This window comes from Microcystis sp. M179S2 (genome assembly GCF_020245805.1).
Classification (GTDB): domain Bacteria; phylum Cyanobacteriota; class Cyanobacteriia; order Cyanobacteriales; family Microcystaceae; genus Microcystis; species Microcystis aeruginosa.
Genome location: NZ_JADBUE010000318.1, coordinates 1 through 24,792, shown reverse-complemented (window position 1 = coordinate 24,792; position 24,792 = coordinate 1). Strand labels below are relative to the sequence as shown.

17 protein-coding genes, 2 tRNA genes and 1 pseudogene are annotated in these 24,792 nt (G+C 44.2%); 10 read left to right on the top strand and 10 right to left on the bottom strand.

Annotated elements, in window-relative coordinates:
• The first annotated feature begins 145 nt into the window (after positions 1 to 145).
• From dnaB to IM500_RS20015, 5 genes and pseudogenes are all read left to right on the top strand, one after another.
• The gene (gene dnaB, locus IM500_RS20035) at positions 146 to 1,903 is read left to right on the top strand and encodes a replicative DNA helicase (protein ID WP_287739403.1); all 1,758 of its coding nucleotides are present in this window, start codon (positions 146 to 148) and stop codon (positions 1,901 to 1,903) included.
• Position 1,904: 1 nt separating this feature from the next.
• Positions 1,905 to 3,482 (top strand): glycosyltransferase family 39 protein, encoded by a 1,578-nt coding sequence (locus IM500_RS20030; protein WP_287739402.1) that lies wholly within the window; start codon positions 1,905 to 1,907, stop codon positions 3,480 to 3,482.
• A gap of 92 nt (positions 3,483 to 3,574) precedes the next feature.
• Positions 3,575 to 4,891 (top strand): family 10 glycosylhydrolase, encoded by a 1,317-nt coding sequence (locus IM500_RS20025; RefSeq protein WP_190722638.1) that lies wholly within the window; start codon positions 3,575 to 3,577, stop codon positions 4,889 to 4,891.
• Positions 4,892 to 4,915: 24 nt separating this feature from the next.
• On the top strand, positions 4,916 to 5,239 hold the full coding sequence (locus IM500_RS20020) for a hypothetical protein (RefSeq protein WP_287739401.1): 324 nt from the start codon (positions 4,916 to 4,918) through the stop codon (positions 5,237 to 5,239).
• Positions 5,240 to 5,257: 18 nt separating this feature from the next.
• Positions 5,258 to 5,577: pseudogene (locus tag IM500_RS20015) on the top strand (IS5/IS1182 family transposase); the annotation flags it as partial.
• Between the two features lie 61 nt (positions 5,578 to 5,638).
• Here IM500_RS20015 and IM500_RS20010 read toward each other — a convergent pair.
• From IM500_RS20010 to IM500_RS19990, 5 genes are all read right to left on the bottom strand, one after another.
• Positions 5,639 to 7,561 carry a S9 family peptidase gene (locus tag IM500_RS20010; protein ID WP_190722637.1) on the bottom strand — a complete coding sequence of 641 codons (1,923 nt, stop codon included), beginning with the start codon at positions 7,559 to 7,561 and terminating at the stop codon, positions 5,639 to 5,641.
• A gap of 131 nt (positions 7,562 to 7,692) precedes the next feature.
• Positions 7,693 to 7,766 (bottom strand) — tRNA-Pro (locus IM500_RS20005).
• A 92-nt stretch (positions 7,767 to 7,858) separates the two neighbouring features.
• Positions 7,859 to 9,064, bottom strand: a complete 1,206-nt coding sequence (locus tag IM500_RS20000; RefSeq protein WP_190722645.1) for an FAD-dependent hydroxylase — start codon at positions 9,062 to 9,064, stop codon at positions 7,859 to 7,861.
• A 94-nt stretch (positions 9,065 to 9,158) separates the two neighbouring features.
• Positions 9,159 to 9,710 carry a phasin family protein gene (locus tag IM500_RS19995; protein ID WP_190359639.1) on the bottom strand — a complete coding sequence of 184 codons (552 nt, stop codon included), beginning with the start codon at positions 9,708 to 9,710 and terminating at the stop codon, positions 9,159 to 9,161.
• A 60-nt stretch (positions 9,711 to 9,770) separates the two neighbouring features.
• The gene (locus tag IM500_RS19990) at positions 9,771 to 10,844 is read right to left on the bottom strand and encodes an extracellular catalytic domain type 2 short-chain-length polyhydroxyalkanoate depolymerase (protein ID WP_190722636.1); all 1,074 of its coding nucleotides are present in this window, start codon (positions 10,842 to 10,844) and stop codon (positions 9,771 to 9,773) included.
• Positions 10,845 to 11,044: 200 nt separating this feature from the next.
• On the opposite strand from IM500_RS19990, the gene IM500_RS19985 reads away from it, so the two are divergent.
• Positions 11,045 to 11,887 carry a methyltransferase domain-containing protein gene (locus tag IM500_RS19985; protein WP_190722635.1) on the top strand — a complete coding sequence of 281 codons (843 nt, stop codon included), beginning with the start codon at positions 11,045 to 11,047 and terminating at the stop codon, positions 11,885 to 11,887.
• Positions 11,888 to 12,244: 357 nt separating this feature from the next.
• Here the strand turns inward: IM500_RS19985 and IM500_RS19980 are convergent.
• Positions 12,245 to 12,318, bottom strand: a tRNA-Met gene (locus IM500_RS19980).
• A 91-nt stretch (positions 12,319 to 12,409) separates the two neighbouring features.
• Positions 12,410 to 14,236, bottom strand: a complete 1,827-nt coding sequence (locus tag IM500_RS19975) for a peptidoglycan DD-metalloendopeptidase family protein (protein ID WP_190722634.1) — start codon at positions 14,234 to 14,236, stop codon at positions 12,410 to 12,412.
• A 1,698-nt stretch (positions 14,237 to 15,934) separates the two neighbouring features.
• Between IM500_RS19975 and hflX the strand changes: the two genes are divergently transcribed.
• Complete coding sequence (gene hflX / locus IM500_RS19965) at positions 15,935 to 17,638, top strand: GTPase HflX (protein ID WP_287739400.1); 1,704 nt, start codon at positions 15,935 to 15,937, stop codon at positions 17,636 to 17,638.
• Positions 17,639 to 17,778: 140 nt separating this feature from the next.
• Here hflX and IM500_RS19960 read toward each other — a convergent pair whose 3' ends face one another.
• Positions 17,779 to 18,891: a DegT/DnrJ/EryC1/StrS family aminotransferase gene (locus IM500_RS19960; protein ID WP_287739399.1), complete on the bottom strand. Its 1,113-nt coding sequence runs from the start codon at positions 18,889 to 18,891 to the stop codon at positions 17,779 to 17,781.
• A 228-nt stretch (positions 18,892 to 19,119) separates the two neighbouring features.
• Here IM500_RS19960 and IM500_RS19955 point away from each other — a divergent pair, with 228 nt between their 5' ends.
• Entirely contained in the window at positions 19,120 to 19,896 is a 777-nt protein-coding gene (locus IM500_RS19955; RefSeq protein WP_190722631.1) for an ABC transporter permease, read from the top strand.
• A gap of 102 nt (positions 19,897 to 19,998) precedes the next feature.
• On the opposite strand, the gene IM500_RS19950 is transcribed toward IM500_RS19955, so the two are convergent.
• Positions 19,999 to 21,015, bottom strand: a complete 1,017-nt coding sequence (locus IM500_RS19950) for a type I glyceraldehyde-3-phosphate dehydrogenase (RefSeq protein WP_158202112.1) — start codon at positions 21,013 to 21,015, stop codon at positions 19,999 to 20,001.
• A 409-nt stretch (positions 21,016 to 21,424) separates the two neighbouring features.
• Here IM500_RS19950 and murC point away from each other — a divergent pair, with 409 nt between their 5' ends.
• Positions 21,425 to 22,852 (top strand): UDP-N-acetylmuramate--L-alanine ligase, encoded by a 1,428-nt coding sequence (gene murC, locus IM500_RS19945; protein WP_190722630.1) that lies wholly within the window; start codon positions 21,425 to 21,427, stop codon positions 22,850 to 22,852.
• 428 nt (positions 22,853 to 23,280) lie between these two features.
• Complete coding sequence (gene murB, locus IM500_RS19940) at positions 23,281 to 24,159, top strand: UDP-N-acetylmuramate dehydrogenase (RefSeq protein ID WP_287739398.1); 879 nt, start codon at positions 23,281 to 23,283, stop codon at positions 24,157 to 24,159.
• A 197-nt stretch (positions 24,160 to 24,356) separates the two neighbouring features.
• Here murB and IM500_RS19935 read toward each other — a convergent pair whose 3' ends face one another.
• Positions 24,357 to 24,656 carry a HigA family addiction module antitoxin gene (locus tag IM500_RS19935; protein WP_046662171.1) on the bottom strand — a complete coding sequence of 100 codons (300 nt, stop codon included), beginning with the start codon at positions 24,654 to 24,656 and terminating at the stop codon, positions 24,357 to 24,359.
• Between the last annotated feature and the right edge of the window lie 136 nt (positions 24,657 to 24,792).

The window sequence follows — 24,792 nt, the reverse complement described above, 5'->3', positions numbered from 1 at the left end:
GTGGGTGGGTGGAATTAAATATAAGATGAACGTAGGTTGGGTTGAAGCATGAAACCCAACGTCCGCATGGGTTACGCTACCGCTAACCCATCCTACAAATAATTGTGCCTCCCTACTTAATGATAAAGCACGGTCAGCATTGACAATGATTAGCGATCAATCCCTCCCCCCCCAAAATATTGAAGCGGAAGAATCTATCTTAGGTGGTATTTTACTAGATCCAAAAGCGTTAGGTAGAATCAGTGATTTTTTAATTCCAGAAGCTTTCTATGTGAAAACCCATCAAGATATTTATCGTGCGGCGCTTGCTTTACAAGGGAAGGGAAAACCGACGGATTTAATGACGGTTAGCAGTTGGTTACAGGATAATCATCTGCTGGAAGAAATCGGGGGAATGCCGCGATTGTTACAATTAATTGAGCGCACTGTCTCGGCTGCTAACATTGATCGCTATGCGGAATTAGTGATGGATAAATATATGCGTCGTCAGTTAATTTCCACTGGGGGAGAAATTATCGAATTAGCTAGGGATACGACGCTAGAATTAGAAAATGTTTTCGATGAATCGGAACAAAAGATTTTTCGTCTCACCCAAAAACGACCCCAAGAGGGTTTAATTTTTCTGGGGGATACTTTAATTGAAACTTTTAACGAAATTGAGAAAATGCAGGAGACCACCACTCTACCCGGTATCGAAACTCAATTTTATGATCTCGATGCGATGACCAGTGGTTTACAACCCTCGGATTTAGTTATTATCGCGGGTAGGCCTTCCATGGGAAAAACTTCTTTTGCTCTTAATATTGCCTATAATATCGCTCAACAGAATTTACCTGTGGCGGTTTTTAGTTTGGAGATGTCTAAGGAACAATTGGCCCAACGTTTGTTATCGAATGAGGCTAAAATCGAAAGTAATCGGATTCGATCGGGACGTTTGGGACAAAATGATTTAGAAAAGGTTCTTGGGGGACTAGAAAAGTTATTAAATTTGCCCATATATATCGATGATAGTGCCAATTTAAGTGTAATTCAAATGCGTTCCCAAGTGCGGCGTTTACAGGCAGAAAAAAAGGGGCAAATGGGATTAGTTTTAATCGATTATCTGCAATTAATGGAAGGGGGAGGTGATAATCGCGTTCAGGAAATTTCCAAAATTACCCGCAGTCTTAAGGGTTTAGCGAGAGAAATTCATGCTCCGGTAATTGCTCTTTCTCAGTTAAGTCGCGCTGTGGAATCTCGCAATAATAAAAGACCGATGATGTCCGATTTACGCGAGTCGGGATGTTTAGCGGGTGATAGTTTAGTTGAGTTAGCCGCTCCTCGTGCTAAAGTGCCAATTTGTCAGTTAGTGAATTGCTCTAATTTTACGGTTTTTGCTCTTAATGAGGAAACAATGAAATTAGAAAAAGCACTGGTAACTAAGGTCTTTTCCACAGGATTTAAGCCAGTTTTTCGATTAACAACTCGTTTAGGTCGCACGATTAGAGCTACAGCCAATCATAAATTTTTGACTGTCCACGGTTGGCAAAGATTAGATGAATTAAATATCGGTAATTATATCGCTTTACCTCGCTCTCTGAGTAATTCAGACCTAAGGTTTAATTGGGATGAAGTTATGGCAATTCAAGCGGATGGAGAGACAGAAGTGTATGATTTAACAGTAGATAAATTGCATAATTTTATTGCCAATAATATCATCGTTCATAATAGTATCGAACAGGATGCGGATTTAATTATGATGTTATACCGAGATGAATATTATAACCCCGATAGTCCCGATCGAGGTGTGGCTGAAGTAATTATTACTAAGCATCGTAATGGTCCTACTGGCACAATTAAGCTACTTTTTCAACCAGAATTTACCAAGTTTCTTAATCTTAAACAAAGTCGCTCTAATTATTAAAATGAAAGCAACTATTAATTATAAAACTCCCAATTGGCTCTTAATACTTTTGGCAATTATCCTAACTCTCGGTGTGGTTTTTCGTTTTGCGAATATCGATAAAAAAATCTATTGGCATGATGAATCCTACACCACCATTAGAACCACTGGTTATCAAGCAAAGGAAATCGCTGATACTATCTTTCAAAACCGTCTTTTATCTACCATAGAATTAGGAAAATTTCAACAACTGAAACCCGAAAGTCATGTTTTTAATACGATTAAATCTCTCGCTAAAGAAGACCCTCAGCACCCACCTTTATACTTTATTATCTCTCGCTATTGGGAAAAAATATTCGGTTTTTCTCCCGCTTCTTCCCGCAGTTTAGCAATTGTTTTTAGTCTGCTCTCTCTGCCATTTATTTACTATCTATCTCTAGAATTATTTACAGCAAAGTTAACGGGAATTTTAGCAGTAATTTTATTGGCACTCTCTCCAGTTGATATAATATTTGCTCAAATGTCTCGTCAGTATAGTCTTTTAGTTTTGTTAACGATAATCAGTCAATTACTGCTGTTAAAATGCCTCAAAAAAAGAACTCTTGTTAATTGGTCTTTATACACCGTCGCTAATACTCTCGGACTCTACACTCATCTCTTTTTTATTCTCAACTTATTTGCTCAAGCAACCTTGATAATTTGGTATCTTGTTATGAAACCAGAGCGAAAAAATAACTTGATATTTTTCCTGTTATCTGGGTTAACAATGATAATTTTCTATATACCCTGGTTACAGGTTTTTTTAACTAACTCTCAAAGGGCCTTTAACTCCACCAGTTGGGCTGCCGTTAACTATCTCGATTGGGGATTGTTCGGTAAATTATGGCTCTTAACTTTTACTTCTCCATTTAGCGATAGCGATTTTGGTTTTAATAACATCTTCACCTATATATATAGACTAATTTTTTTAATCTTAACTATCTATGCTTTTGAGCGAGTTTATCGCTACAATAACCCCATAGCTTTTACTTTTCTGATTACCTCAACCCTAGTACCTTTCCTAGCTTTAGTCATTCCCGATCTAATTTTGACCACCACTAGATCAACTGTTACCCGCTATCTAATTGCGACTTTTCCTACTATCTATATAACTGTGGCTTTTTTCTTGTCACAATTGCTTAATCAAGACAAAATTTTCGGTAAAATTATCTTGACTTTTTTGTTAACTGCTAGTATAATATCGAACTTCAATAATGCTCTTTCCGAAACCAGTTGGGCAAAAGTTCCTAGTTATTGGAATGGCGAAGTTGCCAGAAAAATCAATGCTGTACCTAAGGCCATTGTTATCAGCGACGAAGGTAATGACTGGACTAACTTAGGTGATTTGCTTTCCCTTAATTATCGTCTTAATGCTGATGTACAATACTTCCTGACTACCACTAACCCCGATACCGATAAGTTAAAAGAAGTCCTAGAAATTCCCCGGGTCAACTTATTTCTTTTTCGTCCTTCCAATCGGTTATTACTGGCCCTAGATCAATTCGATATTCGTCTTGATTATTTCTATCCTCAAGGTCAATTGTGGCGAAGGAAGAAATAGGTAAATATATATTTTGGGTCAATCTAGCCTGAAATATTTGAGCAAAGCTGGTATTATAACCAGTTAAAACCGTTAATCTTCACCTTAAAGAAATGACTTTTCTAATTCCGACCAGCGCTTGGCGGCAAATTCTTAAAAAGCTCCCTATACTACTATTCTTAGCATCTTTTCTCATAGTCCTACTATTAGGCTATTTTTCCGCTGCTTTCTCTCAAAGTCGAGATCCTGATATCCGCGGTGTTTGGATCACCACCAACGACACAGCCATGCTGATGGACAGGGATAAACGACAACAGGCGATCGAGCAATTAGTTAATCTTAATTTTAATGCTATCTATCCCGTGGTCTGGAATTCCGGTTATGCTCTCTATCCTAGTGCGATCGCCAAACGGGAAGGAATACAGCCTTTTGTGCCTACGGGAGCGCAGGGACAAGATATCTTGGCAGAATTGGTGGAACAAACCCGTGGAAGGGGATTATTGGTCATTCCTTGGTTTGAATTCGGATTTATGGCCCCTCCCACTTCGGAATTAGCCTTAAAACATCAGGACTGGTTAACCCAAAAACGCGACGGAGGGACCACTTGGGTGGGGGCAGCCGGTGAGGTGGTGTGGTTGAATCCTTTCCGTCCCGAGGTGCAGAATTTTCTGCGGGAATTAGTCTTGGAAGTGGTGGGACAATACGATATTAACGGCATCCAATTCGACGATCATCTGAGTTTACCCAACGAATTCGGCTATGATCCCTATACTATCGCCCTTTATCAACAGGAAACCGAAAAAACGCCCCCAGCTAACCCCCGGGATCCCGAATGGACAAAATGGCGGGCCGATCAAATCACTGCTTTTCTGGCTAATCTCAAAGAATCAATTGAGGCAGTTAAACCGAATATACTGCTTTCGATCGCCCCTAATCCCTACGAATTCGCCTATAATGGTCATTTACAGGATTGGCTCGGTTGGGTGCGGCAAGGATTAGTCGATGAGTTGATCGTACAGGTTTATCGTCCCGATCTGCCCAGTTTTCTCAAACAAATAGAGCGTCCCGAAATTCAGGAAACCCAGCAAACGATACCCACCGGTGTGGGGGTTTTAACCGGTTTACGCAATCGACCGATTGCCCTACCCTTGATTGAAGAAAAGGTATTGGCTGCTCGTCAACGGGGTTTAGGGGTGATTTTCTTCTTTTATGAAAGTCTCTGGCAGCAAGCTTTGGAACCTCAAGAAACCAGAAAAGCGGCAATTCAAGCGATGTTTTCCCAACCAATCACTCCCCGTCTTCCCGTGGTGGAAAATATTCCCTTAGTTAGTACACCTGAACCTGCTGACCAGCCAGAACTAACCCCCACACCTCCCCCCTTAGCACCGGACGGGATCGAAATTCCTGTAATTCCCCCTCCGGGTAGTTAATAGCAATTTTTGCCCACAGAGACGTTGCTGAATCAAGGTATGAATGCCAACTGTGCATCGTATCCAAAATTTAGTTTGGGTCTAGGTTTTAAAAATCCCACAAGAGAAGATTCATATCTCAAATTAGCAACACCAAGTTTGGGGGTCGGAGTGGGGGGAGATTGTCAGGATATTTTGACAAAGTTTGGGCTTAAGATAGTAAAGTTGGGGATTTTTCCCAAGTTAAGGATTAAGGATTTTTGCGAGAGTGTGGATGGTCTGGAAGTTAGACTGGATAATGATTTGGGGAATTTTATGGATTTTTTTCTTAAGTGGTCAACTTTGGTTAACTTTGGTTGCAAAAATTAATTTAGTTACTTACTATGTGAACGCCCTCAAAAGAAACAGAAAGATTTTTTGGGGGGTAAAAGAGGTTATCATACTTTAAAATCCCAATTAGTAGCTGATAAAAATACAGAGAAAATTATCTGTTTCTGTTGTGGGAAAGGCAGAGGCCATGATTTTAGTTTATTTAGGGTTTTACCATTATTCAGCAAGCCCTAAATAGGAAACTCAAAATCTTGAAAATCTTATCCTGTAAATATCGGAATCGTCGTCGAAGATATAGTTTAAGAGTTAACCTTTTGGCGGCTGTTTATAACTATGAGTTAGGGATAGGTATAGCAGCTTCTTGCCTCAGACAGTGATGCAATTCAGACTTGAATTGGCCTCAGCGCCTCTCGAACCTAGGAAATTAATTTGGCACGACTACTTAATTTCTACGGGTTCTAAATTATCAGCAGGAGTAAAACCAAAGAGACGGGAATAGAAATAAAATTCTGCATCTAATGCTCGTTTTATCGATTCAGCTTGACGAAATCCGTGTTGTTCTCCCGCAAAGGGAACGTAAGCAACGGGTAAACCTTTCGCTTTTAAAGCTTCTACCATCATTTCCGCTTGATTGGGTGGAACCACTCGGTCTTCTAAACCTTGGAAAAAGATCACCGGACAGGATAACTGAGCGGTAAAATGAATAGGCGATCGCTGATAGTAAATTTCCTTTTCTTGAGGATAAAGTCCCACCAATTTATCTAAATATCTCGACTCGAATTTATGGGTATCGTTGGCTAAAACCTCTAAATCACTAACTCCGTAATAACTAGCTCCTGCTTTAAAAGTATCATGAAAAGTTAAGGCCGCTAAAGTTGTATAACCACCGGCGCTGCCTCCGGAAATTGCCAATCTTTCCCCATCGACTAATCCCTGATTAACCAAATATTTTGCCCCGTTGATGCAGTCTTCCACATCGACAATTCCCCAATTTCCCAGCAAACGCTGACGATATTGACGACCATAACCCGTACTACCGCCATAATTGACATCTAGATAGCCAAAGCCGCGACTGGTCCAGTATTGCACCCGCAGACTTAAACTAGAGGTCGCCGCGGCCGTCGGTCCACCGTGACTTTTGACTAAAAGGGGCGGTAATTCGCCATTGGGGGCGGTATAATCGGGATTTTTAGGGGGATAATACCAAGCATAGGCCGTTAGTCCCTGACTGGTGGGAAAAGCGAGCATTTCCGGAATCGAGAAATAATCGCTAGAAATAGTTAAATTACTGGAAGATTTGAGAATTTCTCTCGTTCCTGTGGCTAAATCCATTGAGACAACCGCCGTTACTTCCTTGAAAGAACCGCCAATAAAAACTATTTTGTTATCGCTAACTTGTAGGGAAGAAATGTTAGTATCAGCAGTGATAATTTCTGGGAATTCTCGATTAACAGTATCGATACTTCCTAAATACCAACGACCATCTTTTGTATAGCTACAAATAATCTTTGATTCCCCGGCGAAACCGTAGTTAGATAAACCAAAAACCCAATGAGGATAGGCAAATTCAGCCTCTATCGGTTCGAGAACTGGTTCGATTTGTTCATCGTGGTTAAAGCAATAAAAGTTCCAGAAATTATTGCGATCACTGGTAAAATATAAATGTTGATCGGCGGACCAGCGCGGTTCACACACCGACTCATTTTCACCACCAGCAATGACCCGAATATTACTCAAATAAAGATTATTAATATCGGCCACCCAAAGAAAAGAACTATCCCAGGGCATATTAGGATGATTCCAACTAATCCAAGCTAATCGAGAACCATCGGCACTTAAGCTAGGAGAGGTATAAAAATCATCGCCAGATACTAAAGTTTTTATTTTTCCCGTATCCACATCGATGCTAACAATACTATTAACTGGTTCTCGATCTTTTTTGCTATGATCTTCACAAACACAGATTAAACGATTGCCAAATTTATCGAGAATTAAATCCGCATAACGACAGGAATTTTCTGGGGTCAGAGGTTGGGGTAAACTACCAGCAGTTTGGCGATAAATTCTTTGATCAGCAAAATTACAAAAATAGATAATTCCCGCAACAATTAGATAGGAACCTCCCCCGTATTCATGGACACGAGTTCGCACATTAAAAGGCCCTGGAGTGATGTCTGTAGTTGTGCCGTCGGGGTTTAATTTAACTAAAACATTTCGCCCCTTTTCCTGTGGTCTGCCTTCTAACCAATAAATATCTTCTCCATCTAGAGTTACACCGCCAAGACTAATCGATGCTGCCACAATTAGATCGGAGGTAATCGGCGATTTCCAGGAACCGTAAGCTGATATTTGATGAGACATTTTCGACTAGAGCAGTGATCTTAATGGTGAACTAACTTGATCAGGAACGCTGATAAATTAAGAGAATTCCCAGTAAACAGGACAAGGTAGGGATTGGTTGCATCCCTACCTAACTCTCTGTTTTTCTGCAATCGGAGCGGCGGGATTCGAACCCACGACCCCTACTACCCCAAAGTAGTGCGCTACCAAGCTGCGCTACGCCCCGATATTGAACCTTAACCATCATAGCGATAATCGCAGCATTTTGCAAGCTTTTTTTTTCTTCCTTTCTCCCCCATCCCCGGAATTAGTGGCCAGCTATCTAGCTAATTGGGGAATACGTCCTTTTAATCCCGTCATTAATTGCAGGGCAAACAATTTTAACGGGGGAAAACCGCGCATCATTGCCAATCCGAGACGACGGATGAGAACGATGGGCGGCCAGTTATTGGAGAACAGACGATCAAGAAAATCTGTGAAGCCTAAAATCGCTAAATTCTCCGATCTACGCCATTTTTCGTAGGATTTTAGGGTAGAAAGCGCTCCTATATCCTCTTGCTTTTCCGCTGCTTCCTTTAATACCTGCGCTAAAGCGGCAGCGTCGCGAATGCCTAAATTTAAACCTTGACCACCGACGGGATGACAACAGTGAGCGGCATCACCAATTAAAGCCAGTCGGGGTTTCACATAAGTATCACTCTGCATTAACTGTACGGGAAAGAGAGCGCGGGGGCTAACTAATGCTATTTTTCCCAGTAATCCCCCCGTATATGCTTCTAATTTCTTGATAAATTCCGCTTCGGGCATTTCTTGCAGTTTTTTCGCTTCTTCATGGGGATTTGTCCAAACGATCTGACAGCGATTACCCTGGAGCGGTAAAATGCCCATCGGACCGGTGGGCCAAAATCTTTCAAAGGCGGTATCGTTGCGATCGAGTTGATGTTTAATGGTGAAAGCGACACAGGATTGCCAATATTTCCAACCTTTGGTTTTAATTTGCGCCCCTTGCCGGATAGCGGATTTGGCCCCATCGGCCCCGATAACTAATTTTGTGGTGATTTTTCGGGTTTGACCGGCTTCTGCCAGGGTGACAGTGGCTGTTTCTGCTCCGTACTCCACTTCTAACACTTTAGCAGGGGATAACCAGTCAATGCGATCGCAATCTTGGCTGGCCTTGTGCAGGGCGGTTAAAATTACTTGATGTTCGCCCACATAGCCCAAATAATCGGTTTTTAGCTCATCGACCACAAAGGGGACAAAAATCGGAAAATCGGCATCGGAAAGGCGAATATGACGAAATTTACCGATACTGGGCGAGATTTTATCCCAGATACCCAAGCCTGTAAAAATCCTGCTGGACATCAGCGAGAGGGCATAAGCTTGACGACGGCAGGCGGCCACCTCTAGGGGACGTTCCTCGATCATAGCGATATTTAATCCTGTATTTTTTAAGGCCACCGCTAGGGTGGTCCCGACTATACCGCCCCCGACAATGATTAAATCGTAGCTGTCCCGTCCTAACATATAAATATTTTTCTCAAAGATCATCAGTGACTACACTGATCTATTCTGACACGATCTTCGGGGTTGCTGTCGGGTTTGATTGTCTTCACCCCACCTAGCCATTGATAGTCTCATCAGATGCGAATGCGTCAAGGCTTTTTTGAGTCCAATTATCCAGAGCAGTATTGATAGAGTTAAGAACTCCCATTGTTTCGAGCATATTCCCCTTCAACTTTTCTTGAAGTTCGCTAAAAATACTGGTTTGGACATTGAATAGATCATCTACTTTTTGAGCACCCTTTAATATCTCTAGATACTTGGCTGTAGTTTCTAGATACAGGCTCATCAATTCTGCTTGCTTTAGTCCGATATTGGTCATCGAACTGACATAAATTTCACCCAAGTCCTTAAAAGACTCAGAGGTTGCCTGTAAATTCACCAGCTTCAGTTGGCTTTGAAATAGTTCATTAATACTATCAGTATAAACTTCCCCCAATTCTTTGGTCAAGCTTAGATAACCCTTGCTTAGTTCGGCGAAGGCGCTGGGGTTAACAAAACTTGTTAACATGGCATCCATCGCGTTCACATTAGTGGCCGTAATATTCTTGAAGGACTCTATTGCCAATTTGTTCGAGTCAATCCACTGTTTAACTAGCTCGTTTTGCATGGTAGTTTCCTCGTAAACTGCTTAATGTATTTCTCTGTCTGTGCCAGCAAAAAGATTGAATTATTGAGGGCGCGGTTCGGCCAACCGTTCTAACATAGCGACAATTGCCCTCATCTGGGGAGACTCTCTAGTATAAAAGACAGGATTATCTGCATCTGCACTAGAATATCCCCAAAAATCCCAGCATCCCTGGGGATTGTAAGGGATTAATGCTGACGGTTCAACCTGGGGATATAAGACAATTATCCTGTTGGTATCAGCTATTTCATTGTAACCGGTTTTAGTGTAGTAAGTATCATCAATTTCCGTTGCCCCCTGTTTGCAACCATGAATAGCTACATGAACTTTGCAGCTTTCTTTTTTACAGGCTTCAGGTACATAAACATAAGCCTCCCGACTCATACTCGTCTTTTTACCGTCAATAAACTCGCTCTGGTCAAACCGAATAATCTGGCCACTTAATCTATTAGATTCAACTGGTGGATTCAACTTGCCATAAATATGCTCTAAAATCCGATGGGATTGCATGAAATCGCAGTCGTTTATAAAGGGTGACTTAGTATCTGAACATGACACCCTAGACTCCTCGACAATTATGCCATGACCGGCATTAATATTCTTGTCGTATTTAATATTCTCTGAGGGCAAGCCGGCAGCTTGATAAAAATCTTTTACCTTGTCAACGACGACAGTTTTAACTACGCGATCACTTGAACCACTGAATAGATAGACCCGATCATCTTTTAAGTTGTTGAGATCGGCAATTTTGTTGGCACTGGCCAGTTCTTGCGCTTTTTTAAATAATCTTTTCCCATCCGGTCCTACTGACTCAGTCAGAGGATTCATGCAAGTTGATGTCGCTTGCTCGAAAAATTGCTCTGGATCCGTCTCGTAAGAACCTACACAAAAAAAAGGACCGCCAGCAATTATACCTGCTCCCACCAGCCTATCTGAGTAGGCCACATGGAATTGAGCCGTCATGAAAGCCCCTGATGAAAGGCCAGAAACAGATGTTTGGCTTAAATCTGCCTGATAACCAGATAGCTTGGGTGCTTCCTCGGCCAAGACCACCCCATTGAAGCTAAAAATACTAAACATCAAAACAGCCAGTAGTTTTAATCCTGCCTTAATCATAAGACCTCTTGCAAAAATCGGAACCTATGATATTAAGATAAAGTCGAACAAGATCGAATGATATTAAGATAAAGTAAAACACATCGAACTTTGAAAACCCACTTGCCACTTCCCACTTTGCTGTACTTTTTAAACAGGATTTGGTATAACATATCTGGCTAATCTCTGGCAAGAGTGCCTCTCTTAACTAGGAAATCACCATGGAACTTGAGCAACGAATAGCCGATTTTTACGACTCCTCTAGTGGACTATGGGAAAGGATTTGGGGCGAACATATGCACCATGGTTACTACGGTCGGGGCGGCAAGATTAAACTCGATCGCCGTCAGGCACAAATTGATTTAATAGAAGAATTATTAACTTGGGGTGATGTCACCAGTGCTAATCAGATTCTCGATCTAGGTTGTGGCATTGGTGGCAGTAGTCTTTATCTGTCCGAAAAATTTCACAGCCAAGCGGTGGGGATTACCCTATCCCCAGTACAAGCCGCTAGAGCCAGCCAAAGAGCGCAAGAGTTCAATTTAGAAGGACAAGTCAGTTTTTGTGTGGCTGATGCCCTAAAAACCCCTTTTCCTGACGATAATTTTGATCTGGTCTGGTCATTGGAAAGTGGCGAACATATGCCCGATAAAAGGCAATTTCTGCGGGAATGTTATCGGGTTTTGCAGCCCGGGGGCACTTTTTTGATGGCCACTTGGTGTCATCGTCCCACCACTTCCCTCGCCGGTAATTTAACGGAAGGGGAGATTAAACTATTAAACGAGATTTATCGGGTTTATTGTCTCCCCTATGTGATTTCTTTGCCAGAATACGCCGATATTGCCCGTGACATTGGCTTTCGAGACCTAAAAACCGATGATTGGTCTCTATCGGTGGCCGCTTTTTGGGATGTGGTGATTGACTCGGCCCTCAGCACAGATGCGATCGCTGGTTTGTTAGCAAGCGGTTACACTACTATCCAAGGAGCTTTATCTTTAGGGTTAATGCGGCGCGGTTACGAGTCGGGTTTAATTCGTTTTGGCTTACTGCAAGGGAAAAAATAAAGGCCGCTCTCTCCCTTTCTTTTTAACAAAACTTAACAATTATTGGCAAAATTTTGCTTGCTTTTGTGGGGAGATTTTGAGATAATATTTTTAAAAGATTTTATTCATAATGGTAATATATGCAGTCCTCAAAATTTGCACAGATTCCCATTATAAGAAAAGCATAACGCAAACCGCCGCCAAAGTCAAGTCCTTTCCCATACTTATGGGTGCGAATTTTCAGGAATCAAAAAAGGGCTTTGGTGGGGAACAGTGATCAGGTAGAACCCGAAGGGAGCGTTCCCAGGTTCTACCTAGGAACGAGATAAAAAGCAAAATTTTGTATTTCTAAAATTCTACACTTAGGTTTTCCGAAAATGGCTCAGGGCAGATTTGAACTGCCGACCTTGGGCTTATGAGTCCCCTGCTCTGACCAACTGAGCTACTAAGCCGTTGTTTACACAGTTATCAATCATAACACACAATCACCCAATTGCACAAGAGCGAAAAAGGGAAGAAAAAATCTTCCCTCTCTGGGCATCTTTAACGTCTGCCTGGCAGGAAAGCCATGGGATTGACTGCGCCCTGGCCGGAGGGGTGAACCTCGAAATGTAGGTGGGGGCCGGTGCTAAAACCGGTGCTACCCATCTGGGCGATTGGCTCGCCTTGCTGAACAGTTTGGCCGCGACGCACCAGCAGACGGCTGTTATGGGCATAGAGAGTGGTGCTACCATCGGGGTGACGCAGTTTCACCAGATTGCCATAACCGCCAGAATTCCAACCGGAGGCGATTACTTCACCGGCAGCCGCCGCCACAACGGGTGTACCCACTGGGCCGGCGATATCGATGCCGCGATGAGGTCTGCCCCAGCGCCAACCGAAACCGGAGGTTAACACACCTCTAGTGGGCCAGATAAAGCCGGTAAAAATGGGGGTGGGATTAGGTAAATACTCATCGGGATTAGCGAGGGGAGGAAGGGAAGGTTCTACGGTTTCGCCGACGGGAATTCGTAGGCGATCATTATATTCTTCCACATTGGTAGGAGCCGAACCGATAATCTGTGGGGGGGTGCTTTGGTTAGAACGAGAACGAAGGGCATCCCATTGGGGATTAGGGGTTATTTGCCGAGCATCGACAGTTTCTGCGGGATTATCGACGGGAATAGCGATACTTTTCTGGGTTTCCGAAAGGTTAGTTTCCCGCAGATTAGCCACCTCTTGGCGCAATCTTTCCCGATAGCTGCCGGTGATATTTTCGGGGAATTCTTCCGTCTCCGTGGTGGCGGTTGCGGCGGGCAAATTTTGTCGATTGCTGGGGTTAAAGGACAATCTCTGGCGATCGCCGACCAAGGAAGTAAGATTTTGATTAACTCTAGCGTTGGCAGAGCGGTCGGGAATCACTAGGGTTTGATTAACTTTAATCCGGTTGGGGTTGTCAATGCCGTTTTCCCTGGCTAATTCGGCGGGGGTGATGCCGAGAGCGCGAGCAATCGTGTTTAAGGTATCCCCTGGCCGAACCCGATAAACTTGGTTTTCTGGGGGAACTATGACCCGAGGATTGGGAACGGCGGGAATTTCAGTCACAGGAGCCGGATTTCGTAGGGCAACGCTGGGAATTTCCGGTCTGCTGGTTAAGGGAGGATTAACGGGAATTGTGGCTATCGGGCGATCGCTTTCAGGGGTGGGAACGGGAATCGGGATCACCTGGCTGGTTGGTCGGGGCGATTCTTGGGGAGCAATAACGGGAATCTCGACAGTGGTTGGCGAATTATCGGGAACGAGAGCGGTAGTTTCGGTGACGATTACTGTTTCCCCGGAATCGGACTGATGGGGGATTTCCTCGGTCCGTAGGGCGGCCAAACTTTCTTGGAGACGTTGACGGGTTTGACGCAGACTAGCAGAGGAACTATCCAACTGCTCAGGAGTTGCTGCCGGGGCTGCCGGGGGCAACTGCTCAGGAGTGGGAATTTTTAAGGTTTGTCCGATAATCAGATCGGATTGGGGGGGGAGATGATTGCGGTTAGCGATCGCTGTAGGGGTGGTTTGATAGGTGTCGGCTAAACTCCACAGGGATTCTCCCGGTTTTACCTGATGCTCAACCACTGATGTGGCGATGAATTTGACGGTAGCAAGTGCTTGGGATTGGATTATTTGCGGTTCTTTTAGTTTTTTACCCGCATCCTTGGCTTTTTGGGACAGGTCGATCACTTCCCATTCTAAGGGTACAGAATTGGCGGCCTGGGCTGATTCTGAGGTGGAGTTGAGAATGCTAGGTACTCCCAGAGAGAGTGCTAATCCCAGTAGAGCAACTGAGTAACGGACTCGGTTAGACTCAGCAGTGCAATTCTGTTCTGGGGTAGCGGATGTCATGGGGTTGGGGATAAAAGTCTCTTTCAAACAGACCTCCTGTGGTGTAAAGAGTTAGCTAGAGCCAGTCGATTAAGCCGATGATTCTAGCTTTCAGCATTAGCCTTGAGGCTAGAGTAGAAGTTAGGCAACTTTCTTTTTAGTCAAAATACCTAAAGGTGACTTTTAGGAGAGATTAACTTAGATTTTGAAATTATGCAAGTCTCCCTCTGACTATTAGCATCGGGATCACGGCAAGTTGGTGACATTTTGAATGTCCAGATTGACGATGCTCTATCTCAGTTGTTCCAAGCTGATCAGCATTTTTGGTCTTGCCAATTTTTGCCAGTTTTTTCATAGAAATTTTTTATCTGTTTTGCAATTTACAAAGAAATTATTAATCATTCGCCGCTCGACAGGAAACAAGGGGCAACGATGGCTATTCAAGGTCAATACCGGATAAATAGGGTTTGCCGAAAAAATTTTTTCTGGGGGCAGGGTGTGGGGTGCGAGGTGTCGGTCGTCCATAGCAAATTAGGTTACACTTCGTCTTGATCAGAAAAAGGCTGTCATACTAAATCCGTTGAGTATAGGCTACATATCAGGACAGGCACTCATGCACTCATGCAAAAGGCAACCCCCCCGCTAGGTAGGGTTGATTCATGAATCAACCCTACCCAAACCCCCCGTTGGAGTAGGGTCGTTTCATTCTCTGAAATGTCATTCTCTCAAATCCTTATCTGGCAACGTTTTTAGTCGATTTCTCGGAAATACATAGCTGAAAATTTTTAAAAACGTCGTGCTTTGCTTACCTTATAAGGGATTAAAGGTAGCAAAAAAAGAATTAGATTCGGAGAATGAAACAGCCCTAGGGCAAGGGGGGGGTAGGGGAGAATAAATAATCAGTTTTTAATAACCAGATTTAGGATCAGCATTTGCTTGGCTAATTCCAGAGCGGCGATCGCCAGGTATCTTCTCACAGTAGAGAAATGGTCTAGAAATACCCCTAATGAATCATCCGTCTCAAGATAGTCAAGTAGGGTTTTCTATGGTTACAAAATTATGTCAACAATAATAAATTGGCGGCTGTTCCCCGTCAGATAAGGGTGGAAGGTGATGGGATATGAACCTTCGTATTCTCTCAAAAAGTCAAGGTATATATTTGATTGGCTATTGATACAAACACTGGAGAAGTTATTGGTTTTTATCTAGGGTGTGCTGAATAAATCTAAAAACCTTGTTGGGTAAGACTTTTAGACTTTTTGTCAATCAAAAAGTACCGGACTGGGAGTGATCAGAGGTAAAATTCCGGGACTTTTTCCCTGAAAATTAGGTAACTGACTACCTCAAAATCGGTAAAACCCTACACCCCCCCTGCCCCCCCGACATCGGGGGGGTCGGGGGGGCAGGGGTGGCGGGGTTGGGGGGGGCCACACCCTGCCCCCACCAACAAACTTTTTCAGCAGACCCTAAATAATACTTTTCGACAACGGGTTTTCCGGTTAGTGAGAGAGAGTCTATCGTTCTCTAAAAAAATGGAGAATCCCCTTGGGTATCCCTTTGGTATTTTATCCATGACTACAATGGCCAAGAAAGTAAAGCGTTAAGCCATCATCGCTACTTCTGAATCAGCAGCAAATTAGGTTACACTTCATCTTGATGAGAAACGCCCTCAAGGAGCAGCGAGTCTCATAATCGCTACAATAATAGATAAAATCCTAATTGCGAGGAAAGCCTATCGATACCATCTTCGGCAATACCCAGGGACTGAAAGCCAGTCAGATGAAACAGCTACAAAGGCTGTACCATGAACGCTTGCCTATTGATACTCTCACCACCCCAGAATTCGCCCAAAGACTGGCGGCTATCAGTACCGATATCCATCAACCCCTCTGCACCTATATCAACCGTCGCGGCCAGGTAATTCGTGTGGGAGTGGGAACCCCCCGACAAACCCAATTTTCTCTCTTGGAACTACCCCGCTACGGTTCCGAACGTCTTTGCGGAATTCGTTGTATCGCCACGGAACTCAAGCAGGAACCGCCAAAAGAATCCAGTTTAACCGCCATGGCTGTGCAAAGATTAGACGCACTGGTGATCTTAACCCTAACCGGTACAGGCATGATCCGTCGCGGTGGTGGGGCGACCGGTTATGTGGAGCAAGTCTATCTGGCGCATCTTATACCACAAAGTCAAACAAATGTCAATAGTAATATATACTGGTCTGTCTCCCCTCCCTTAAATCTAGAGGATTTAAGCAAACAGGACTTTTTAGAGTTAGTGGAAGGACTAGAGGCGGAGTTTCAGCGAGAATTTACCGCTATAACCGTTGATACAGCCGAAGATCGGGTGCTATTGGTTGGTTTAATCACCGACGGTATGAGCGATCGCCAGTTCGAGGACGGTTTAAGCGAATTAGAACGTTTAGTTGATACCGCCGGGGGCAAAGTTTTGCAAGTCACCCGACAAAAACGGGATCATCCCCATCCTCAAACAGTGATCGGTTCGGGAAAAGTGGCAGAAATCGCCCTACAGGTGCAAACTTCGGGGGCTAATTTAGTTGTATTCAATCGCGACCTTTCTCCCGCCCAAATTCGCAATCTAGAGAATCAAATCGGGGTGAGAGTGGTCGATCGCACCGAGGTGATCCTGGATATTTTCGCCCAACGGGCCCAATCCCAAGCGGGTAAACTACAGGTAGAATTAGCCCAATTAGAATACACTTTACCCCGTCTCACTGGGCGCGGATTAGCTATGTCGAGATTAGGGGGAGGAATTGGCACTCGCGGACCGGGGGAGACAAAATTAGAAACAGAACGCCGAACTATTCAACGTCGTTTATCCCGTCTCCAGGATGAGGTGGATCAACTGCAAGCTCATCGTTCCCGTTTACGCAAACAACGGCAAAAACAAGATGTAGCCAGTGTGGCGATCGTCGGTTACACCAATGCGGGAAAATCTACTTTAATTAATGCTCTCACCGCTGCCGAAGTTTATACCGCCGATCAACTGTTTGCTACCCTCGATCCCACCACCCGACGCTTAACTATTACCGATCCCCTCACCCAAGTCTCTCACACCCTTTTACTAACCGATACGGTGGGTTTTATCCATGAATTACCCCCCTCGCTGGTGGATGCTTTTCGGGCAACTTTAGAGGAAGTAACGGAAGCAGACGCCTTACTCCATCTGGTGGATCTGTCCCATCCAGCTTGGGAAAGTCAGATTGCCTCGGTATTAAAAATCCTCTCGGAGATGCCGATTCAAACTGGTCCGATGTTAATGGTGTTTAATAAGTTGGATCAGGTAAAAAGCGACGATTTGGAAATAGCTAAGGAAAAATACCCCCAAGCTGTTTTTATCTCGGCTATTCGTCGGCTAGGATTGGAAACTTTAAAACAAAAGTTAATCGATTTAACCGCTTAATTAGGGTTGGCTGAATAAGTCTGTTGGTGGGGTTAGGAGTCAGGAGTCAGGAATTAGGAGAGGAGGCGGTCGGCAGGGGGCAGCTTTTTTCTCCCCACTTCATAATTTATAATTCCTAATTCCTAATTCCCACTGATAACTTAGGAACTATGCAAACAATCTTTCAGCGCATAGGCTACCTGTTGTTGTTCCTCGAAGCTTAAATCGGGGAACATAGGTAAAGATAACACTTTTTCACTGGCCAATTCAGCCACGGGTAAATCGCCTTTTTTATAGCCCAAATACTGATAAACCGGCTGTAAATGTAGGGGAATCGGATAATAAACCATGGATAGGACATCTTTTTCCTGCAAAGCCGCCCGAATTTGGTCACGATTTTCCGTTAGGATTGTGTACTGATTCCAAACGTGCTTACCTCCGGCTAAAGCGGCAGGTAAAGTGATATTAGGCAAAGGTTGCAGTAATTCCCGATAACGTTGGGCAATCTCGATCCGTTGATTATTCCAAAAATCGAGATATTTCAGCTTAATTTGCAAAATAACCGCTTGAATGGCATCTAAGCGGCTATTCACCCCAATTACCTCATGGAGATAACGCACCTTGCTGCCGTGTTCTTTAATCATGCGAATTTGTGCCGCTAACTCGGGGTTATTGGTGGTAATTGCGCCACCATCGCCACAACCGCCTAAATTTTTGGTGGGAAAGAAGCTAAAACAGCCAATATCGCCGATACTCCCCACTTTCTGCCCATGCCATTCTGCTCCCGTTGCTTGAGCGCAATCCTCAATCACCAATAAATTATGGGAACGAGCGAAATTTACCACCTCAGACATATTGACAGATTGCCCAAAAAGGTGTACTGGGATAATCGCTTTAGTCTGGGGAGTAATCGCTTTTGCCAACAGTGCCACATCGAGGTTAAAAGTATTGATATCGATATCGACAAAAACCGGCACTGCCCCGACTAAATTAATCGCTTCGGCGGTGGCAATAAACGAAAAAGTAGAAGTAATTACTTCATCCCCCGCTTGAATACCGAGGGAGCGCAGTGCCAGATAAAGGGCATCGGTTCCCGAATTACAGGCGACACAATCGCTAACACCATGATAGAGAGCAAATTGTCGTTCTAATTCGCTCACAACTTCACCACCAATATAGCGCCCAGAACGGAGGATTTCTAAAACGGCATGGTTAGCTTCTTCGCTGATGACTTGGTATTGACGGGATAAATCGACGGGGGGAATTGTACTCACGCGCTTTCACTCAAATTAGAGACTAATCGGGATTTGTCGGCGAAAAGAAGGAATAACGAAGGCAGGAGGCAGGAGGCAGTTTTTGTAACGGGGCATAAATTCCCTTTACAAAAACTTTTCGCCTTAAGGCGAGGTTTTAGAGCCGATTTTTTTGATAATTAGTCAAAAATAATTATAAACTTGCTATTTATAGATGAACTATCGTTGTAATTTGTTTCTTTTATTTTTATGGATGGATTAGTAGAACTAAATCTGGTGGATTTGGGTTGGGCTTTGGGGATGATGGGTATTTGTTTACTCCTCTCCCGTTGGTCAAATTTAGCTCTAGAGGGACAATTATTATTAGCGACCGGTCGATCGATCCTGCAATTATTAGTGGTAGGCTACGTTATCGCCGTTATTTTTTCCCTTGATAATCCTCTAGCAGTGCTGGGGATTTTGGCAGTGATGATGACTATTGCGACTATTGTTGCTAAAAATCGCATCGATAGCCGGGATAAAGGCTTATTACCGCTAGTTTTCGGCTCTTTATTGATTAGTAGCTGTCTAACTTTAGGTTATGCGATCGCTTTAATTATTCAACCAGAACAATGGTACTCACCCCAATACTTAATTCCCTTGACGGGGATGGTGTTAGGCAATGCCATGAATAGTGCCTCTTTAGCCGGGGAAAGATTAAGCAGTGCGATTAAAAGTCACCGTTTAGAAATCGAAACCCATCTTTGTTTGGGGGCAACCCCTCAACAGGCGATCGCAGATTATCAAAAAGCGGCGATTCGAGCTAGTTTAATCCCCACCCTCAATCAGATGATGGTGGTGGGTTTAGTCAGTTTACCCGGAATGTTCACCGGACAGGTATTGGCAGGAAGTGAACCTTTAAACGCCGCTTCCTACCAGATACTGATCCTGTTTATGATTGCCCTAGCTAACCTAATCACCGCTCAATTGGTGACAGAGGGAATCTATCGGCGCTTTTTCAGTGAGAATTTGTCACTTATCAGTTAACAGTTAACAGTTATCAGTTAGTCAGTTATCAGTTATCACTAACCACTCCTGACTCCTAATTAACGCCCACTGTTCACTGATTACTGTTTACTGATCACTGATTTAGCCTTTCCACTTGCTGGCGACGACTTCAGCGAGATCAACCACCCGTTGGGAGTAACCCCATTCGTTATCGTACCAAGCGATAACTTTTACCATATCGCCACCCATCACCATGGTGAGACTAGCATCAATGATCGAGGAGGCATCAACACCGCGATAATCAGAGGAAACGAGGGGTAAATCATTATATTCGAGAATTCCTTTCAAAGAATTTTCCGCAGCTTCTTTGAGGACTTCGTTTACCTGTTCCGCGATCGTGCTTTTTTCCACTTGTGCGACTAAATCCACTACAGAAACGTTAGGAGTGGGTACACGCAGGGCGATACCGTTAAGTTTCCCTTTCATTTCGGGGATAACTAAGGCTACAGCTTTGGCAGCACCGGTGGAGGTGGGAACGATGTTAACGGCAGCGGCGCGAGCGCGACGGAGATCCCGGTGACTAGCATCAAGAATGCGTTGATCACCAGTGTAACTGTGGGTGGTGGTCATCGTCCCTTTGATGATGCCGAAGTTTTCGTGAATCACTTTGACGACAGGAGCAAGACAGTTGGTGGTACAACTGGCATTGCTGATGACATTGTATTTATCGTGTTCGTATTCGTGAGCGTTGACACCGACGACATAGGTTCCCACACCCGAACCTTTACCCGGTGCGGTAATGAGGACTTTTTTAGCTCCTGCGACAATATGCTTAGAAGCGCCCTCTTCATCGACGAAAACACCAGTAGCTTCGATCACTAGATCTACACCCCATTCTGCCCAGGGCAGATTGAGGGGATTGCGATCGGAATAACATTTAATGGTTTTACCGTTAACAATTAAAGAATTATCATCGGCATCGATATTAGCGTTAAGTTTGCCTAACATCGAGTCATATTTGAGCAGGTGAGCGTTACTTCGGGGATCGGATGTATCATTGATCCCCACTACCTCCAAGCCACTATCAGTCCGTCCTAACCAACATCTTAGGAAATTACGTCCAATCCGTCCGAAACCATTGATCGCTACTCTAATCACTGCTGCTTGCCCTCTACGTTTTAGTGCAATACATAAAAAAATAATTAATGTTCCCAATCATACCTTAAAGGTTGAACTTTGCGATCCCGATCGGAAATAATTTATTAGCTCACCATTCAGGAGACAGGAGACAGGAGATAGGAGACTCCGAGACTCCGAGACTCCGAGACTCCGAGATTATTTTTATTGATTCTCCCCACACCCCACACCCCACACCCACACCCACACCCCACTTCCCACAGCCTAAAAAAAAGGAATTGGGAGCAAAAATTTTAATTCTGCGTCAAGGATTTTGCAAGGCAACTGGGCAACATTTGGGAATTCTGCTCAAATGCCCCTATCATGAAGTTGACTTTACTACCGATCGAGTTTAAAACTTATATAATCGTGGGTCTGAGGAGTGAAAACAGTGAAAAAAGTTAATTTTAACGGCCAACCTTTCCATTTTATCGGTATTGGCGGTATTGGGATGTCAGCCCTCGCTTATATCTTAGCCAAGCGCAATTTACCTGTGTCTGGCTCGGATTTACGTCCTACTCATATCACCCAACGGCTACAGGGAGCGGGAGCGCACATTTTCCACCGTCAAGAGGCAAATAATTTAGCTTTATTTCATTCTCCGGGCCCTCAAAACATTAGCCAAACAGTTCCGCAAGTAATCTGCTCCACGGCGATTAATGACCATAACAAGGAATATCAAGCGGCCAGAGACTTAGGATACCCAATTTTTCACCGTAGCGACGTTTTAGCGGCTTTAATCGCTGATTACGACAGTATCGCCGTCGCCGGCACCCACGGAAAAACCACCACTAGCAGCCTAATCGGTTACGTTTTGTTAGAAGCGGGATTAGACCCCACGATCATTGTCGGTGGTGAGGTGGACTCTTGGGAGGGTAACGCTCGTCTCGGTCAAGGTCGTTTTTTAGTGGCAGAGGCCGATGAGTCCGATGGTTCCCTAACCAAGCACGCACCGAAAATCGGCGTAATCACTAATATTGAGCTAGATCACCCGGATCATTACCATAATTTAAGCGAAGTTATCGATACTTTCCATGAATTCGCCCATCAGTGCCAGATTTTAGTCGCTTGTTTAGATTGTGACACGATCGCCGAGCATTTCCGTCCGACGATTAGTTATAGTCTCGATCCCGAAAAAGGTGCGGATTACACCGTCAGCGAGATTATCTATGAACAGGGAATGATGAAAGCTTCCGTCTGGGAAAAAGGCAGTTATCTGGGACAAATGGAAGTGAAAATCCCCGGGCAACATAATATTAGTAATGCTTTGGCAGTGGTGGCCATCGGACGTTATCTCGGTTTAGAATTTGCTGTTATTGCCGATGCGATCGCTACTTTTGCCGGGGCAAAACGCCGTTTTGAACACAAGGGAGAAGCAAACGGCATTACTTTTATCGATGATTATGCCCACCATCCTAGCGAATTGTTAGCCACTTTAGCGGCGGCAAAATTGAAGGTAGAAGGCAAACAGTACCAACGTTCGATCGCTATTTTCCAACCCCATCGCTACAGTCGCACCACTACCTTTTTAGAGGAATTTGGAGCCGCTTTTAGTTCCGCCGATGTGGTAGTCTTAACGGATATTTATAGTGCCGGGGAAGTGAATATCAATCACGTCACGGGGCAGCAAGTGGTCGAACAGGTGAGAAAACACCATAAAAATGCCTACTATCACCCTGAATTGAGTTCTTTAGGTCAATTCCTGCTAGAAATTCTCCAACCAGGGGATCTAGCCATGTTCCTCGGCGCTGGCAATCTCAATCAAGTTATCCCCGAAATGCTCTCTCTTTACCGCGAACAATTAGCAGTTAGAGTATAGGAGTCAGTTATCAGTTATCAGTTATCAGTTATCAGTTATCAGATTTGAGTTTTTAAGTGAGCAGTATTAAATAGGGTTTGCTGAATAAATGTGAAATGTAGGCAAGGTAGGGGTTTTGTGGCTTTATGAGCGAAACAGGTGTAAGATTTTGAGAGAATCGTCGTTCAAAACCTTGCGTCTTCATCGGCCCGCGTCCTGTAGGGGCGAAGCATTCGGGCAATAACCTATCGGTGAAACCGCAGATTTTCTATCCGAATGCTTCGCCCGTACTTTTTCAGCAGACCCTAAATAAGTAACATGATCGTTGGGTTTCATGCTTCAACCGTTCGGCAAAAGCTCACAGCCGAAGCCCAACCTACGTTCTGCTCCCCAACCCCCAATTCATAATTTATAATTCATAATTTATAATTTCCACCCCCTAAAACCCTATGATTAAAACCTCTGTTTCTCTAGCTGATTTCACTTCCTACCGGGTGGGGGGAAGAGCGCAATGGTATGCCGAACCAGTTAATCTAGAGGAATTAAGAGAAGTGTTCGCTTGGTGGCAATCACAAGATTTACCCTTGACTGTTTTGGGGGCTGGTTCAAATTTACTAATCAGCGATCAAGGTTTACCCGGACTTGTCCTCAATACTCGCCATCTGCGATCGAGTTGTTTTGATGCCGAAACTGCTACGATTACAGCAGCGGCGGGGGAACCCCTGCCAAAAATAGCTTGGAGAGCGGCAAAAAGGGGCTGGAGGGGCCTAGAATGGGCGGTGGGTATCCCCGGTACGGTGGGGGGTGCTGTGGCGATGAATGCGGGCGCACATACCTCCTGTGTGGCGGATCGATTAGTGCGGGCGCTGGTATTAAATCCCGATGGTCAGTTAGAAACTTTAAGCAAAGAAGATTTAAATTATAGTTATCGCAGTTCTTCTCTGCAAGGGGATCAACGTTTAGTTATCGAAGCTACATTTCAGTTAGAAGCTACCGATAATCGCGAGGAAATCATGGCAATTACTACCCATAATTTACTCCATCGCAAAAGTACCCAACCCTATGATCGTCCTAGTTGTGGTAGTGTTTTCCGCAATCCTAAACCACAATTTGCCGGGGCTTTAATTGAGGAAATGGGATTAAAAGGTTATCAAATTGGTGGGGCGCAAGTATCAGAATTACACGCTAATTTTATCCTGAATATTGGTTCGGCAAAAGCCTCGGATATTCTGCGTTTAATTCGTCATGTGCAGGAACAAGTGTTCGATCGCTGGTCCCTCTGGTTAGAACCAGAGGTGAAAGTTTTAGGGGAATTTGACGGGATTTAATTATTTTTCTCGATAACGGTTGAACTCAGCCACGATGGGCTGGAGTGCGACGGCAAATATTTTTATAATCCTCTAGCATGGTGCGTTCCCCAAAAATCTATTGGTGGGGCAGTAGGAGCCACATTAGGGAACGCACCCTACGGCTAACTATTTTTAATATATCTCGTGGGTGGTGCGTTACATTTAATTAACGCACCCTACGCGATCGCCGATCGCACTGATAGCCGTTTGACTTTGATATTGCCAATTGTCTGCTCTGCTTGCCATAGATCGTATTGCATTTGCTGATTGAGCCAACTTTCAGGAGATGTATCGAAAGCTTTCCCTAAGCGAATTGCCATTTCGGGGCTAATACCTGCCCTACCATTTAAGATGGCAGATAGGGTTTTTCGACTTACACCCAATGCTTCAGCAGCCTCAGTCACAGTCAGATTCAAAGGTTCGAGACAAAGTTCTTTAAGAACTTCGCCAGGATGTGGTGGATTATGCATTTTCATCGGAAATTTTGGGTCTGAAACCCCGCCGTTCTAGGTTGGCTTTACGTTAGAATTAAAAGGCCAGTCTCGAAAACCAAGTGGACGGCGCAGCACCTTGAAAACTCGGCTTAGGGGGTTCCGACCAGAAAAGCTTGGC